Here is a 14,317-nt window from a genome sequence, read left to right on the forward strand (position 1 = left end):
AACAGTGACTGACGACATCACGAAGCTGAGCGCCGCGGCGCTCGCCGACGCCCTCGTGGCGCGCGACGTCTCGAGCGTCGAGGCCACCCAGGCCCACCTCGACCGGATCGCCGCCGTCGACGGCGACGTGCACGCGTTCCTGCACGTCAACCAGAACGCCCTGGCAGTGGCGAAGTCGATCGACTCCCGCCGTGCCGCCGGCGACGACCTCGGGCCCCTCGCCGGTGTGCCGATCGCCGTCAAGGACGTCCTGTGCACGCAGGACATGCCCACGACCGCCGGGTCCAGGATCCTCGAGGGCTGGGTGCCGCCGTACGACGCCACCCCCGTCGCGAAGCTCCGCGCCGCCGGCCTCGTGCCGCTCGGCAAGACCAACATGGACGAGTTCGCGATGGGCTCGACCACTGAGTTCTCGGCGTACGGTCCGACCCGCAACCCGTGGGACCTCGACCGGATCCCCGGCGGGTCCGGCGGTGGCTCGGCCGCTGCGGTCGCCGCGTACGAAGCACCCTTCGCCCTCGGCTCGGACACGGGTGGCTCCATCCGCCAGCCGGGTGCCGTGACGGGCACGGTCGGCGTGAAGCCGACCTACGGCGGCGTGAGCCGCTACGGCGCCATCGCCCTGGCGTCCAGTCTCGACCAGATCGGCCCGGTGTCCCGCACCGTGCTCGACGCAGCACTCCTGCACGACGTCATCGGTGGGCACGACGCGAAGGACTCCACGTCCATCCCGGACGCCTGGCCCTCGATGGCCGCCGCCGCACGCGAAGGACTGCAGGCGGACACGCTCCGCGGCCTGCGCGTCGGCGTGGTGAAGGAACTCGCCGGGGGCGACGGGTTCCAGGCCGGTGTCACCCAGCGCTTCCAGGAGACGGTCGCGCTGCTCGAGTCGGCCGGTGCGGTCGTCGTCGAGATCGACGCCCCGTCGTTCGCGTACGCGATCAGTGCGTACTACCTGATCCTCCCGGCCGAGGCGTCGTCGAACCTCGCCAAGTTCGACTCGGTGCGCTTCGGCCTCCGGGTCACGCCCGAGAACGGTGCCACCGTCGAGGACGTCATGGCCGCCACACGTGAAGCCGGCTTCGGGCCCGAGGTCAAGCGGCGCATCATCCTCGGAACCTACGCGCTGAGCGCCGGCTACTACGACGCCTACTACGGCTCGGCGCAGAAGGTCCGCACGCTCGTGCAGCGGGACTTCCAGGCCGCCTTCGAGCAGGTCGACCTGCTCGTCAGCCCGTCGGCGCCGACGACCGCGTTCCCGATCGGTGAGCGCATCGACGACCCGCTGGCGATGTACCTCAACGACCTCACGACGATCCCGGCGAACCTCGCAGGCGTCCCCGGCATGAGCATCCCGAACGGCCTCGCGCCCGAGGACGGCCTGCCCGTCGGCGTGCAGCTGATGGCGCCTCAGCGTGAGGACGCCCGGCTGTACCGCTACGGTGCCGCCCTCGAGCGTCTGCTCGAACAGCAGTGGGGCGCGCCGCTCATCGCGTCCGTCCCGGACCTCGACCAGAGTCAGCAGTCCGCTGCGCAGGAAGGTGTGATCTGATGGCGCAGAAGGACGCGCTGATGGACTTCGACGAGGCGCTCGAGCGCTACGAGCCGGTGCTCGGCTTCGAGGTCCACGTCGAACTCGCGACGAAGACCAAGATGTTCTCGGACGCCCCGAACTTCTTCGGCGGCGAGCCCAACACGAACGTCACCCCGGTCGACCTCGGGCTGCCCGGATCGCTGCCCGTCGTGAACGCACAGGCCGTGCGGTACTCGATCCAGCTCGGGCTCGCGCTCGGCTGCTCGATCGCCGAGTCCTCGCGGTTCGCCCGGAAGAACTACTTCTACCCGGACAACCCGAAGAACTACCAGGTCTCGCAGTACGACGAGCCCATCGCCTACGAGGGCGAGGTCGAGGTCGAGCTCGCCGACGGCACGATCTACAACATCCCGATCGAGCGCGCCCACATGGAAGAGGACGCCGGCAAGCTGACGCACGTCGGCGGTGCCACCGGCCGCATCCAGGGCGCCGAGTACTCGCTCGTCGACTACAACCGTGCCGGCGTGCCCCTGGTCGAGATCGTCACGAAGCCGATCTTCGGCGCCGAGCACCGTGCCCCCGAGCTCGGAGCCGCCTACGTGCAGGTCATCCGCGACCTCGTCCGGGCGCTCGGTGTCTCCGAGGCCCGCATGGAGCGCGGCAACCTGCGGTGCGACGCGAACATCTCGCTGCGCCCCCGCGGGCAGGAGAAGCTCGGCACCCGCACCGAGACCAAGAACGTCAACTCGTTCCGCGCCGTCGAGCGTGCGATCCGCTACGAGATCCAGCGCCAGGCCGCGATCCTCGCCGCCGGTGGCACGATCACGCAGGAGACCCGCCACTGGCACGAGGACACCGGTCGCACGTCGGCCGGTCGCCCCAAGTCGGACGCGGACGACTACCGGTACTTCCCGGAACCCGACCTGCTGCCCGTGGTTCCGGACCCGGCCGTCATCGCGGAGCTCCGTGCCTCGCTGCCCGAGGCCCCGGTCGCACGTCGCCGTCGCCTGAAGGGTGACTGGGGCTTCGCCGACCTGGAGTTCCAGGACGTCGTCAACGGCGGGCTGCTCGACGAGGTCGAGGGCACCGTCGCCGCCGGCGCCGCACCACAGGCCGCCCGCAAGTGGTGGACCGGTGAGATCAGCCGCGTCGCCAACGCCCAGGACGCCGCCCCCGGTGACCTGGTGTCGCCGAAGCACGTCGCCGAGGTCATCGCGCTCGTCGAGTCCGGCGACCTGACCGACCGCCTGGCACGCCAGGTGCTCGAGGGCGTCATCGCGGGCGAGGGCTCGCCGGCGCAGGTCGTCGAGGCCCGCGGGCTCAAGGTCGTCTCGGACGACTCCGCACTGACCGCCGCGGTCGACGAAGCACTCGCGGCGCAGCCCGACGTGCTGGCGAAGATCCAGGACGGCAAGGTCCAGGCGGCCGGCGCGATCATCGGTGCGGTCATGAAGGCCATGAAGGGCCAGGCCGACGCCGCCCGCGTGCGGGAACTCGTGCTGGAGCGCGCGCAGCAGTCGTAGGCAGTCCCACCTCGGAGGGCACGGTACCGGTCGGTGCCGTGCCCTCCGAGCGTCCCGGTCGCCGTGTGCATCCTGGGGACACGTCAGCGATCGGGTGACAGGATGAGTCGTGTCCGCAACGATCCGCGCCATCGGAACCGCCGTCCCCGAGACGACCCTCGACCAGCCACGGGTGCGTGACCTGTTCTCCGCCCAACCCGACCTCGGGCGGCTCGGCAAACGGCTCGTCCCCGCCGCGTTCGACGGGTCGGCGGTCGACCAGCGGCACACCGTCCTCGAGGAACTCGACTCCGCGCGTGCCGGCGGTGCCTTCCGTGACGACGACGGCACCCTGCGCTCGCCGTCCACCGGCTCACGCAACGACCGGTACCGCGAACTCGCCCCGCCGCTGTTCGTCGCGGCCGCCCGCGACGCCGTCGAACGTGCCGGCATCGCGCCGGAGGCCGTCACGCACCTGGTGACCGTGTCGTGCACCGGGTTCACGCAGCCCGGGCCCGACATCGACGTCGTCGAGCAGCTCGGGCTCCCCGGGGGCGTCTTCCGGCACCACATCGGCTTCATGGGCTGCTGCGCCGCGTTCCCCGCGCTGCGGATCGCCGCGGCGTTCGTCGACCAGGACCCGGACGCCGTCGTGCTCGTCGTCTGCGGCGAACTCTGCACCCTGCACGTCCGCGCCTCGAACGACCCCGACCAGATCGTCGCGAACAGCGTCTTCGGCGACGGTGCGGCCGCCGCGGTCGTCGCCCGGGACGGAGCCGGTCTGCGCTTCGACGACTTCACGACGGCCGTGGTGCCCGAAGGGGCGTCCGAGATGGCGTGGAACATCGGGGACGAGGGCTTCGAGATGGTCCTGTCCACGGCCGTGCCGAAGCTCGTCGGCCTGCACGTCCCGAGCGCCGTGCAACCGCTGCTCGCCGGCGGGCCGGCGTCGGACGTGCCGGTGTGGGCGGTGCACCCGGGCGGCCGGGCCATCCTCGACCGCACGCAGGAGTCGCTGGGCCTGCCCGACAGCGCCATGGAGTCGAGCCGGCGGGTGCTGCGGGAACACGGGAACATGTCGAGCGCCACCGTGCTCTTCGTGCTGCGGGACGCCGTCGACGCCGGCCTCGAGGACGGCAGCGCCGTCGTCGCGCTCGCCTTCGGCCCCGGCCTCACCGTCGAGAGCGCACGGCTCACCGCGGTGCGGACCGAGGCGTCGCCCGCGGCAGAACCCGCGGAGTCGCCCGTGGCGGAACCCGCGGCGGCACCCGCTGTCGCACCCGCCCGCGTGCCCGTCGCGACCACGGGCGCGGCGTGAGCCGTGAGGGCGGCGGCACCACGGGCCTCCCGGCCGTCGACCTGCGCACCCGCGCGCTCGACCTGACCGAGCTGATGGACGACCCGGACTGCGACCCGCGCGCCCTCGCACGCACGTTCCGGCGCTTCGCCGTCGTGAACGCGCTCGTGAGCGGCTGGCGCGCGGCCTGGCGGTCCCACGTCGTGCCGGCCCTGCCCGCCAGCGGGCGCGGCCGGGTGCTCGACCTGGGGTGCGGCGGCGGCGACCTGGCCCGCTCGCTGGTGCGGTGGGCAGCGAGCGACGGATTCGACCTCGAGGTCGTCGGGGTCGACCCGGACGAACGTGCCATCGCCGCGGCACGGCGGTCGTCCCCGACCGGTGTGACGTTCCGGCAACAGTCGAGCGGTGACCTGGTCGCGGCGGGTGAGCGGTTCGACGTCGTCGTGTCGAACCACGTGCTGCACCACCTGGGCGACGAGGAGCGGCGGGGGTTCCTGGCCGACTCCGAGCTGCTCGCGAGCGGACGCAGCCTGCACTCCGACATCCGGCGGTCGCCGGCGGCCTACCGGGCGTACGCGCTGGCCTCACCGCTCGTGGCGGCGGGGACGTTCATCCGCGTCGACGGCCTGCGGTCGATCCGCCGGAGCTTCACCGTGCCCGAACTCCGCGACGTGCTGCCCGGCGGGTGGCGGGCCGAGGCGGCTGCGCCGCACCGGGTGCTGGCGATCCGCGACGCCTGAGCGGGCGGGCCGCCCGGACCTTTCGCCCTCAGCGACAGATCACGGGCTCGCGAGCGCGTGAACTGTCGCCCAGCGCGAAAGACCGGCGGGCGGCGACGCGCGCCGCTACGGGCGCAGCAGCACCTTGATGGCCCGGCGCTCGTCCATCGCGCGGTAGGCCTCGGCGGCCTCGTCGAGCGGCAGCTCGAGGTCGAAGACGCGCCCGGGGTCGATCGCGCCGGACAGCACATCGGGCAGCAGCTCGGGGATGTACTTCCGGGCCGGGGCCATGCCGCCCGCGATGGCGATGTTCGTGTCGAACAGGTAGCGCGTGCCGATCGTCGGCACCCCGTGCGGGACCCCGACGAAGCCGACGTTGCCACCGGGGCGCACCGAGTGCAGCGCCTGGTCCATGCTCTCCTCGGTGCCGACGGCCTCGACCGCGCAGTCGGCCAGGTCGCCGCCGAGCAGCGCGCGGACCGCCGCGACGCCCTCGTCGCCGCGCTCCGCCACGATGTCGGTGGCACCGAACTCGCGGGCGAGCGCCTGGCGGTCGGCGTGCCGGCTCATCGCGATGATGCGCTCCGCCCCGAGCCGCTTCGAGGCGAGCACGGCGGACAGGCCGACCGCGCCGTCGCCGACCACGACGACGGTCTTGCCGGGGCCGACCGCTGCCGACACGGCGGCGTGGTGACCGGTCGAGAAGACGTCGGACAGGGTCAGCAGCGACGGCACCAGCGCCGGGTCGACCGGACCGGGGACCGCGACGAGCGTGGCGTCGGCGTCCGGGATCCGCACGTACTCGGCCTGTGCGCCACCGACGGGGTCGCCGTACGCGTCCGTGCTGCCGAACCCGGACAGGTGGTCGCAGCCGGTGGTCATGCCGTTGCGGCAGGCTTGGCAGGTGCCGTCGTTCATGGTGAAGGGGGAGATGACGAAGTCGCCCTCGTGCAGGCCGGTGACGTCGTCACCGACGGCGACGACCTCGCCGACGAGCTCGTGGCCGATCGGCCGTGGCTGCTTCGTCTCGGTGACGCCGCGGTAGGGCCAGAGGTCCGATCCGCAGACACAGGCCGCGAGGACCTTGACGACGACGTCCTTGCCGGACAGCAGCCCGGGTCGGTCGCGCTCCTCGACGCGGATGTCGTTCGGGGCGTGGATGATCGCTGCGCGCACGGGCGGGCCTTCCGTCGAGATGATGGGGAACCGGCGCGGTCGACGTCGTCCGGGCCATCGTCGACAGTACCCTCGTGCGGGTGGACGACGACCGGTACGGCGGCGATGTGCTCTCGGGGGACTGGCGCTCGCGCGGGGTGAAGAAGGTGCGGCAGGTGCCGCTCGAACGGGACATGGTGCTCGAGGACCCGGACTCCGGGTGGGCCGGTGCCGTGGTGGGGCTCGAGGCGGGCAACATCGCGCTCGAGGACTGGAAGGGCCGTACGCGCTCCTTCCCCTTCACCGGGCAGTTCTTGCTCGAGGGTGAGCTGGTGACGCTGGGGCGGCCGTCGGCGCCGGTCGGGCGGTCGGCCGGGGGCGCTGGTGCTGCTGGTTCCGCTGGCCGTGCGGGTGCCGCTGGTTCCGTCGGTTCCGTCCATGCGGACTGGAGGCCCGGGGGCGCGCCCGCCGTGCGGCAGGCGTCCGACGGTGGTCGCCTCCGCACCGCGTCCGGATCGTTCGCCGTGGAGTCGCAGCGTGCTCGGGTGGCGCTCCCCAGCCGCATCATGGTCGAGGGCAAGCACGACGCGGAACTCGTCGAGAAGGTCTGGGGCGCCGACCTGCGCGTCGAGGGCGTCGTGGTCGAGGAACTCTCCGGCGTCGACAACCTGGCCGCGGTGCTCGACGAGTTCCAGCCGACGCGGGAGCGCCGGGTCGGGGTCCTGGTCGACCACCTGGTGCCCGGGTCGAAGGAGTCCCGCTTCGCCGACGCCGTGATGCGTGGCAAGTGGGGCGCGCACGTGCTCGTCGTCGGGCACCCGTTCGTCGACGTCTGGCAGTCGGTCAAGCCGGCACGGGTCGGGCTGCGGGCGTGGCCGACGATCCCGCGCTCGATCGAGTGGAAGGCGGGCATCTGCCAGGCACTCGGCTGGCCGCACGCCGAGCAGGCCGACATCGCCCGGGCATGGCAGCGGATCCTCGGGCAGGTGCGCACCTTCGCGGATCTCGAGCCGGAGCTGCTCGGCCGTGTCGAGGAGCTGATCGACTTCGTGACGGAACCACAGTCCTGAGAACCGGCAGATTGCCCGACCGGCGCGGTGTGCCGGGGGTGATCCGCGCCTCCAGGCCTACTGTTGAGGGATGGACGGCATCGACGGTCGCGTGCGGGGCGCGGTCGACCTGTGGCTGCGCTGGCTGCCGCGCTGGCAGATCGGTACCGCCCGCCCGCGCACACGCATCTGCCGGAAGTGCACCGGGTCCCCGATCGCCGCGGCCGCGGGGTTCGGCCCCGACGTGCCGCACGCCGTCCAGCACGCGCTGATCGGGCGGATCTCGACGATCGTCGAGGACGCCGTCGACGACTACACGGCGAAGAACCTGCCGCTGCTGCAGCGTGAACTCGAGCGGGCGGCGGCGCGGAAGCGGCACGCGGGGTACCAGCCCGCCGAGGGGCTGTCGCCGGAGTTCCAGGGCCTCGACGTGGACCCCGAGCCGTCGCCGGGGTCGCCGTTCCTGTTCACGCTCGGCGAGCTGGCCGGCACCGGTGCGGGGGAGCAGACGCCGCGCGAGCCGCTGTCCGACGAGGCGAAGGCTGCGCTCCGGCACGAGATCGCGCTGTCCGACGAGTGTGCGCGGTCGACCGGCACCGCGGTGTGCCTGGCGCTCATCGACCACCGGCCGCGGATCGCCGAGGCCGTGGAACGCCTGGTGGAGCCGCAGATCGAGGCGCTGGTGTCGGACATGTTCCGCGGGTTCGACGGGCCGGAGGACGGGCCGCGCAGCGGGTTGTTCTAGGCGCGGGCGCGGGGGTGCGCGTGCGGTTGTGGGTGCGGTTGTGGCTGCGGCCGTGGGCCGAAGCCGCACGGTGCTGTCTGTGTCGGCCCGTGCGAGGTTGACCGCTCGGTGCACGCTTGTAGCGCCGCACGGAGCCACCACGGTGGCACCGTGTGACGAACCTCGCACCGTGCGTGCTTCTCGAGCCTCGCACCGCATCACGAACCGTGCGCGGTTTGAGCGACCTCGCACCGTGCGCCAGGCCCGGAGCCTGCACGGGTTGAGTCGACGCGCACCGTGCGAGGTCGGCGGGTCGGCGGGTCGGCGGGTCGGGGGATCGGCGTCAGCGGGGGAGCAGGGTGCGGCCGGGGATCACGGTGCCGCGCAGTGAGCGGTGCTCGACCGGGCGCGTGGGGTCGTCGATGCGGCCGATGACCAGGTCGATGGCCTCGCGGCCGATGCGCTCGATCGGTTGCTCGAGTGTCGTGAAGCCGATCCAGTCGCTCGCCAGTGGGTAGACGCCGTCGAACCCGGTGACGGAGAGGTCACGCGGGACCTCGACACCGCGGCGGGCGAGCGCCTCGCACACGTCGAGCATGAGCCGGTCGGTCGGGCACATCACCGCGGTCACGCCCGACTCCTGCACGGCGTCCACCAGGTCGGCGGCGAGGTCGTCGGGTGGCCGCACGAAGCTCGCGTCGATGTCGATCACCCGGACACCACGTGCTCGGAGCCGCTCGAGCATCGCCGACGACCGCGCGTGCTGCGTGATCGCGTTGTCGAGCGGGACCGTGAACACCGCGGCCGTGGTGTGGCCGGCATCGGCGACGGCGTCCGCGATGGAGGCCCCACCGTCGACCTCGTCGCAGTAGACGCTCGAGAGCGCCGGGTGCAGCTCAGGCCGACCGGCGACGACGGTGGCGATGCGGGGCGCGAACTCGGCGATGTCGGCGGACGGCATCAGGCCACTGCACACGACGAGGCCGTCGACGCGCATCGACACGAGTGCGGCGAGGGCGGACTTCTCGTCCTCGACCCGGCCGACGCCCGTCGTGGTGACGACGCGGTAGCCGAGCTCCGATGCGCGGCGCTCCATCACGGCGTGCAGTGCGGTGTAGACCATCGACGATGCATCCCGGACGAGCATCCCGATCGTGTTCGTGCGACCGCTGACCAGCCCGCGAGCCATCGCGTTCGCGACGTACCCGAGCTCGGCTGCCGCTCGTTCGACGCGCTCGCGGGTCTCGTCCGAGAACCGTCCGGTCCCGGAGAGCACGCGGCTCACCGCCGACTTCGAGACCCCCGCACGTGCGGCGACGTCGAGGATCGTCGGTTGGGAACCGCGGCTGCCGTTCACGCGTCGGACGCTGCGGCGTCCCGTCGCGACCGCGACGCGGTGAACCGGAGCACGCCGCGGGCGATCGCGCGCCAGCCGAGCAGGAACACCCCGAGCACGATGGTCGCGACGATGACGAACGAGATCGGCAGCGGGTTGCCGTCGACGTCCCCCTGCCCGGTGGCGACGCGGATGGCCAGACCGACGAAGACCGTGAGGACCCAGACCACGACACCGGTCGGCCAGAAGCGCAGCGGTCGAGCCCAGGCGCCGCTCGTCACGTACCCGATCGCCCAACCGGCCAGGAACGGGTAGGCGGTGGTCCAGAGCGCGAGTGCCGTGTTGGCCTCACCGTGCGACGAGCGCCCGATGAGCGTAAAGACGACGATGAGGACGACGTCGATGACGGCTGCGAGCCAACCCCAGGTGCGTGCGTTCACCCGCTCATTCTCGCAGGCCCCGGGCTGCTCGCTCATTCCTCCACAAGGTGCTCGGCGCGGCTGGTCCTCCACAGCACGTCCACGGGGTGCTGCTCCGAAGGCGGAGGATCCGGAGCATCACGAGTATGTCGATGAACCTCAAGCTCGCACCGGTCCCCGAAGTCCTCACGTTCCGAACCTCCGCCCAGCGCCCCGACGAGTCCGATGTCATCAGACGTCGGGCCATTGCGGGCGAGCTCACACGGGTAGCACGCGGACTGTACGCGGAGTCTGCGGGATGGGCCGCGCTCCGCCCAAGTGAGCAGCACCACGTCCGGCTGCGCTCGTTCGCCGACCGGATCCGCCCCGGAGACCTGATCTCACACGTCTCCGCCGCCGTCGTCTTCGGTGTGCCCCTGCTCACCCCACCACCGACACGGATCCACGTGACCTCACGCGGTGCCGACCGGCGCACCACGAACGCGACCTTCGTGGTGCACGCCGACCTCGACGCCGAACGGAACGAGCGTCCGGTCGCCACGCCCGACGGGTTGCTGTTGTGCGGACTCGATCGGCTGGCGACCGACCTCGCACTCACACTGCCGTTCACCGACGCAGTCGTGTCCCTCGATGCGCTCCTCCGTCGCGAGGTCGAGCGCGAAGACGTCCGGTCGGCGATCGAGCGGCGCGGGCAGAAGGGACGACGTCGCGCGCTCCGGGCGATCGGGTTCGCCGATGCCGCATCGGACTCACCGGGGGAGTCGTACGCACGAGCGCGGTTCGACCAGTTCGGGACACCACCGCCGGTCCTCCAGCACCGCTTCCGAGCGCCCGGCGAGCCGGACATCGTCGTGGACTTCTGGTTCCCGGACGCCGGGGTCGTGGTCGAGTTCGACGGAGCCGTGAAGTACCGGAGCAGTGCGTACCTGCGGGGACGGACGCCGGAGGAAGCGCTGTTCGACGAGAAGATCCGGGAAGACCGGCTCCGCGCGTTCCCCGAGGTGCGAACCGTGGTGCGGCTCACCTGGTCGGACCTGCGCAACGAGTGGGTCCTCCGCGCGAAGCTCCGCCAGGCCGGAGTCCGTATGTCGCGCTGAGGGATGTCAGCCACGCACCGTGCGAGATTGTTCGGCCTCTTGCCGGTGCGCACGGTGCGCGGTTCGTCGCCCACCGTGGACCTGGCTGCTGGGTGCGAGGTCGTCGGCAGCGAACGGGGCCGCGCACCGTGCATCCTTCGCCGGTCGGGGGCGAGCAGCCCGCTCCGTGCAGGGTTGTAACCGGGCACGAAGCCGTCAATCTCGCACGGGGCGGCGGAACTCGCACCGTGCGCCGTCACCGCATCCGACGCACAGCACCGCGCCCGCCGCGAGCACCGCACCCGGAGTTCACCCGGCGGCGACGCCGGAGGCACCCGGAGTTCACCCGGCAGCGCCACACTCAACCCCGGCGCGGGAACGTTCCCACACGACCCGCCCGCACGACACCCGCACACCCGCACACCCGCACACCCGCACGCCCCCACCCCGCACCACCCCACGCACCACGGAACAGGGAGAACCCACGTGAAGACCCGAGTCCTCGCCGGCCTCGCCATCGCGGCAGCCGCGACCGTCGCACTCTCCGGCTGCGTCCAGAGCGCCAACGCCTCGAACGTCTCCGACACCGACGGCACCACCGACCTCACCGTGTTCATCAGTGGCGACACCAACGTCCAGGACCTCTGGGACAAGTCGCTCATCCCCGCCTTCGAGAAGACGAACCCGAAGATCCACGTCAGCACCAGCATCGACCTGCACGGCGAGCACGACGCCCAGACCCAGGCGAACCTCGCCACCGCGGTCAAGGCCGGCAAGTCCGTCGCGTACGACCTCGTCGACGCCGGCTTCGTCACCACCGCCGGCAAGGCCGGGCTGATGGCGCCGGTCAGCGACAGCACGATCCCGAACCTCAAGGACGTCCCGGACGCCACGAAGCAGCAGGGCGGCGACAGCGCCATCCCGTACCGCGCCTCGAGCGTGCTGCTGGCGTACGACGCGACAAAGGTCACGGACCCGCCGAAGACCCTCGACGACCTGCTCGCCTGGATCAAGGCCAACCCGGGCGAGTTCGCCTACAACTCCCCGTCGTCCGGCGGTTCGGGTGGTTCGTTCGTGGCCACGGTGCTCGCGAAGTACCTGACGCCCGCCGAGCAGGAGACGATGCAGACGAAGTACGACAAGTCGCTCGAGTCGAAGTGGGACAAGGGCTTCGCGGCCCTGAAGGACCTCGGCCCGTCGACGTACCAGAAGGGCGTCTACCCGAACGGCAACGACCAGGTCGTGCAGCTGCTCGGCAGCGGCCAGATCGCGATGGCCCCGGTCTGGAGCGACCAGTTCATCACCTCGCAGAAGACCGGCATCATCCCGAAGACCGTCAAGGCCGTGCAGATCGACGACCCGTCGTTCACCGGCAGCGCGAGCTTCCTCGGCATCCCCAAGACCGAGCCGAAGGCCAAGAAGGCGGCAGCCGAGAAGCTCGCCGACTTCGTGCTCAGCGCGAAGGGGCAGCAGCTCGTCGCGAGCGCCGTCTCCGGTTACCCGGTGATCCCGCTCGACAGCCTGCCGGCGTCGGTCGCCGAGCAGTTCGCCGACGCGAACCCCTCGCAACTCCGCCTCGGGTTCCAGAGCGACTTCGCCGCCGACATGAACGCGGCGTGGGACGCGAAGGTCCCGCAGTGACCCAGACCGTCCAGGACGGCCCGGCAACCGGTCGGGAGGCCCGTGGCGACTCCGCCATGGGCCTCCCGCCCGTCCCGCCCCACGCCCAGGGCCCGGCGCACCCCGCCGGCGGGCGCACGGCGCAGGAGCGGCTGGCCCGCCGCCGGCGGTGGCAGGGCCTCGCCCTCGTCGCCGCCCCGGTGCTGGTCGTCGTCCTGTTCGTCGGCGTCCCGGTGGTGAACGCCGCCCTGTTCAGCCTCGGGTTCACGGGCGGCCTCAACCAGGCGCTCGCCGACATCGGCGGCGACACCGTGCGCGGCTTCTCGTTCGCGATCTACGCGACCCTGCTCGGCAACGCCACGTTCCTGCGTGACCTGGTCGCGACGCTCGGGGTCACCGCGCTGTCGACCGGCCTGACCGTGGGGCTCGCCGTCGTCGTCGCGGTGATCCTGCGGCTCCGCGGAGGCTTCCTCGGCAAGACCCTCAGCGTCCTGGCCGTGGTGCCGATCTTCGTGCCGGTGGTCATCGCGAGCTGGTCGATCCTGACGTTCACCGACGCGCAGGGGTTCCTCCGGAGCCTCGGTGCGCAGTTCGGCCTGGACGTCCCGGTGTGGGGCTACACCCTCGTCGCCGTGGTGTTCGGCAGCGTCTGGACCAGCCTGCCGTTCGCGGTGCTCATGATCGCCGGGGCGCTGCAGGGCACCCCGGACGCCCTGGTCGAGGCCGCGAAGGACGCCGGGGCGAGCACCTGGCGTGTCGTCTGGCAGGTGCTCCTGCCGATGGCCGCGACCCCGCTCGTCATCGCGACGACGTTCACCGTGATCGGGGTGCTCGGTTCGTTCACCGTGCCGTACTTCACCGGTCCGAACGCGCCGACGATGCTCGGCGTCGACATCTCGAAGTACTTCCAGGCCTACAACCGTCCGCAGCAGTCGACGGCGATGGCGTTCATCGTGTTCGCGTTCGCCGCGGCCGCGAGCGTCTTCTACCTCCGCTCGACGGTCCGCTCGAACGCGGGCGAGCTCGACGAGAAGCGTCAGGAGCAGCAGTGATCAAGCGTCTGACCGGCAATGCCCTCGTCTGGGCGACGGCGATCGTGCTGGCCGTGTTCATCCTCGGGCCGCTCGTCTGGCTGGCGGCTCGGGCCTTCGCCACGACGTGGACCTACCCGAACCTGCTGCCCGACGGCTGGACCCTGCAGTGGTGGGGCACCGTGTTCGAGGACCGCAGCCTGGCCGTGGCGGTGCAGAACTCGCTCGTCCTCGCCCCGCTCACGGTCCTCATCGCCGCGGTCGTCTGCCTGCCCGCAGCGTGGGCGATCAGCCGCATCGAGTTCCCGGGGCGGCGGCTCGTGCTCGTCGGGCTGTTCGCCACGAACGCGTTCCCGAAGATGGGCCTCTTCGTCACGATGTCGGCGATGTTCACCGCGCTGAACCTCATGAACACGGTCACCGGCATCCTGATCGTCCACGTCCTGGGCTGCGTCGTGTTCATGACGTGGTTGCCCGCCGCAGCCTTCTCGGCCGTGCCGCGGTCCCTCGAGGAAGCCGCCCGCGACGCCGGGGCGAGCCGCTGGCGCACCTTCTGGAAGGTGACGTTCCCGATCGCCTGGCCCGGGATCCTCGTCGCGATGGTGATGTCGTTCCTGGCGTCCTTCGACGAGGCGCAGGGCACGTACCTGGTTGGCGCCCCGACGTACATGACGATGCCGACGGCGATGTACTCGCTCGTCCTGAACTCCCCGCGCCAGGTCTCGGCGGTGTTCGCGATCGCGCTGAGCATCCCGTCCGTGGTCCTGCTGCTGCTCGCCCGGAAGCACATCATGGGCGGCCGCCTGGCGGACGGCTTCCAGATCCGATGACCCACACCAGCACGAAAGGCGACCA

At 71.7% G+C, this 14,317-nt stretch carries 13 protein-coding genes; 10 read left to right on the forward strand and 3 right to left on the reverse strand.

The window, feature by feature from the left end; all coding sequences use genetic code 11:
* The first annotated feature begins 4 nt into the window (after positions 1-4).
* The 4 genes from gatA to DEJ20_RS04970 all read left to right on the forward strand — a co-directional run bounded on the left by gatA (position 5) and on the right by DEJ20_RS04970 (position 5,073).
* Entirely contained in the window at positions 5-1,552 is a 1,548-nt protein-coding gene (gene gatA, locus DEJ20_RS04955) for an Asp-tRNA(Asn)/Glu-tRNA(Gln) amidotransferase subunit GatA (RefSeq protein ID WP_111235474.1), read from the forward strand.
* Positions 1,552-3,057 (forward strand): Asp-tRNA(Asn)/Glu-tRNA(Gln) amidotransferase subunit GatB, encoded by a 1,506-nt coding sequence (gene gatB / locus DEJ20_RS04960; protein ID WP_035807593.1) that lies wholly within the window; start codon positions 1,552-1,554, stop codon positions 3,055-3,057. Before gatA ends, gatB begins: the two co-directional genes overlap by 1 nt.
* Before the next feature lie 109 nt (positions 3,058-3,166).
* Positions 3,167-4,354, forward strand: coding sequence for a type III polyketide synthase (locus DEJ20_RS04965; RefSeq protein ID WP_111235475.1), 1,188 nt, complete (start codon positions 3,167-3,169; stop codon positions 4,352-4,354).
* The gene (locus DEJ20_RS04970; protein ID WP_111235476.1) at positions 4,351-5,073 is read left to right on the forward strand and encodes a methyltransferase domain-containing protein; all 723 of its coding nucleotides are present in this window, start codon (positions 4,351-4,353) and stop codon (positions 5,071-5,073) included. The genes DEJ20_RS04965 and DEJ20_RS04970 overlap by 4 nt, the downstream gene beginning before the upstream one ends.
* A 105-nt stretch (positions 5,074-5,178) precedes the next feature.
* Here DEJ20_RS04970 and DEJ20_RS04975 read toward each other — a convergent pair whose 3' ends face one another.
* Complete coding sequence (locus tag DEJ20_RS04975; RefSeq protein ID WP_111235477.1) at positions 5,179-6,228, reverse strand: zinc-dependent alcohol dehydrogenase family protein; 1,050 nt, start codon at positions 6,226-6,228, stop codon at positions 5,179-5,181.
* A gap of 80 nt (positions 6,229-6,308) precedes the next feature.
* Between DEJ20_RS04975 and DEJ20_RS04980 the strand changes: the two genes are divergently transcribed.
* Positions 6,309-7,277, forward strand: a complete 969-nt coding sequence (locus DEJ20_RS04980; RefSeq protein ID WP_111235478.1) for a DUF3097 domain-containing protein — start codon at positions 6,309-6,311, stop codon at positions 7,275-7,277.
* A gap of 70 nt (positions 7,278-7,347) precedes the next feature.
* Complete coding sequence (locus tag DEJ20_RS04985) at positions 7,348-8,001, forward strand: hypothetical protein (protein ID WP_017886998.1); 654 nt, start codon at positions 7,348-7,350, stop codon at positions 7,999-8,001.
* 322 nt (positions 8,002-8,323) lie between these two features.
* Here the strand turns inward: DEJ20_RS04985 and DEJ20_RS04990 are convergent, their stop codons facing one another.
* Both DEJ20_RS04990 and DEJ20_RS04995 read right to left on the reverse strand, forming a co-directional pair.
* On the reverse strand, positions 8,324-9,337 hold the full coding sequence (locus tag DEJ20_RS04990) for a LacI family DNA-binding transcriptional regulator (RefSeq protein ID WP_071405476.1): 1,014 nt from the start codon (positions 9,335-9,337) through the stop codon (positions 8,324-8,326).
* Positions 9,334-9,756 carry a DUF3054 domain-containing protein gene (locus DEJ20_RS04995; protein ID WP_220034992.1) on the reverse strand — a complete coding sequence of 141 codons (423 nt, stop codon included), beginning with the start codon at positions 9,754-9,756 and terminating at the stop codon, positions 9,334-9,336. The genes DEJ20_RS04990 and DEJ20_RS04995 overlap by 4 nt, the downstream gene beginning before the upstream one ends.
* A 131-nt stretch (positions 9,757-9,887) precedes the next feature.
* Here DEJ20_RS04995 and DEJ20_RS05000 point away from each other — a divergent pair, with 131 nt between their 5' ends.
* The 4 genes from DEJ20_RS05000 to DEJ20_RS05015 all read left to right on the forward strand — a co-directional run bounded on the left by DEJ20_RS05000 (position 9,888) and on the right by DEJ20_RS05015 (position 14,292).
* Positions 9,888-10,832, forward strand: coding sequence for a hypothetical protein (locus DEJ20_RS05000; RefSeq protein ID WP_284183378.1), 945 nt, complete (start codon positions 9,888-9,890; stop codon positions 10,830-10,832).
* Between the two features lie 465 nt (positions 10,833-11,297).
* Positions 11,298-12,452 carry an extracellular solute-binding protein gene (locus tag DEJ20_RS05005; protein ID WP_111235481.1) on the forward strand — a complete coding sequence of 385 codons (1,155 nt, stop codon included), beginning with the start codon at positions 11,298-11,300 and terminating at the stop codon, positions 12,450-12,452.
* On the forward strand, positions 12,449-13,483 hold the full coding sequence (locus DEJ20_RS05010) for an ABC transporter permease (protein ID WP_111235482.1): 1,035 nt from the start codon (positions 12,449-12,451) through the stop codon (positions 13,481-13,483). The genes DEJ20_RS05005 and DEJ20_RS05010 overlap by 4 nt, the downstream gene beginning before the upstream one ends.
* Positions 13,480-14,292 carry an ABC transporter permease gene (locus DEJ20_RS05015; RefSeq protein WP_017886992.1) on the forward strand — a complete coding sequence of 271 codons (813 nt, stop codon included), beginning with the start codon at positions 13,480-13,482 and terminating at the stop codon, positions 14,290-14,292. The genes DEJ20_RS05010 and DEJ20_RS05015 overlap by 4 nt, the downstream gene beginning before the upstream one ends.
* The last annotated feature ends 25 nt before the right edge of the window (positions 14,293-14,317 follow it).

Origin of the sequence: Curtobacterium sp. MCSS17_005, assembly GCF_003234225.2 — a bacterium.
GTDB lineage: Bacteria > Actinomycetota > Actinomycetes > Actinomycetales > Microbacteriaceae > Curtobacterium > Curtobacterium flaccumfaciens.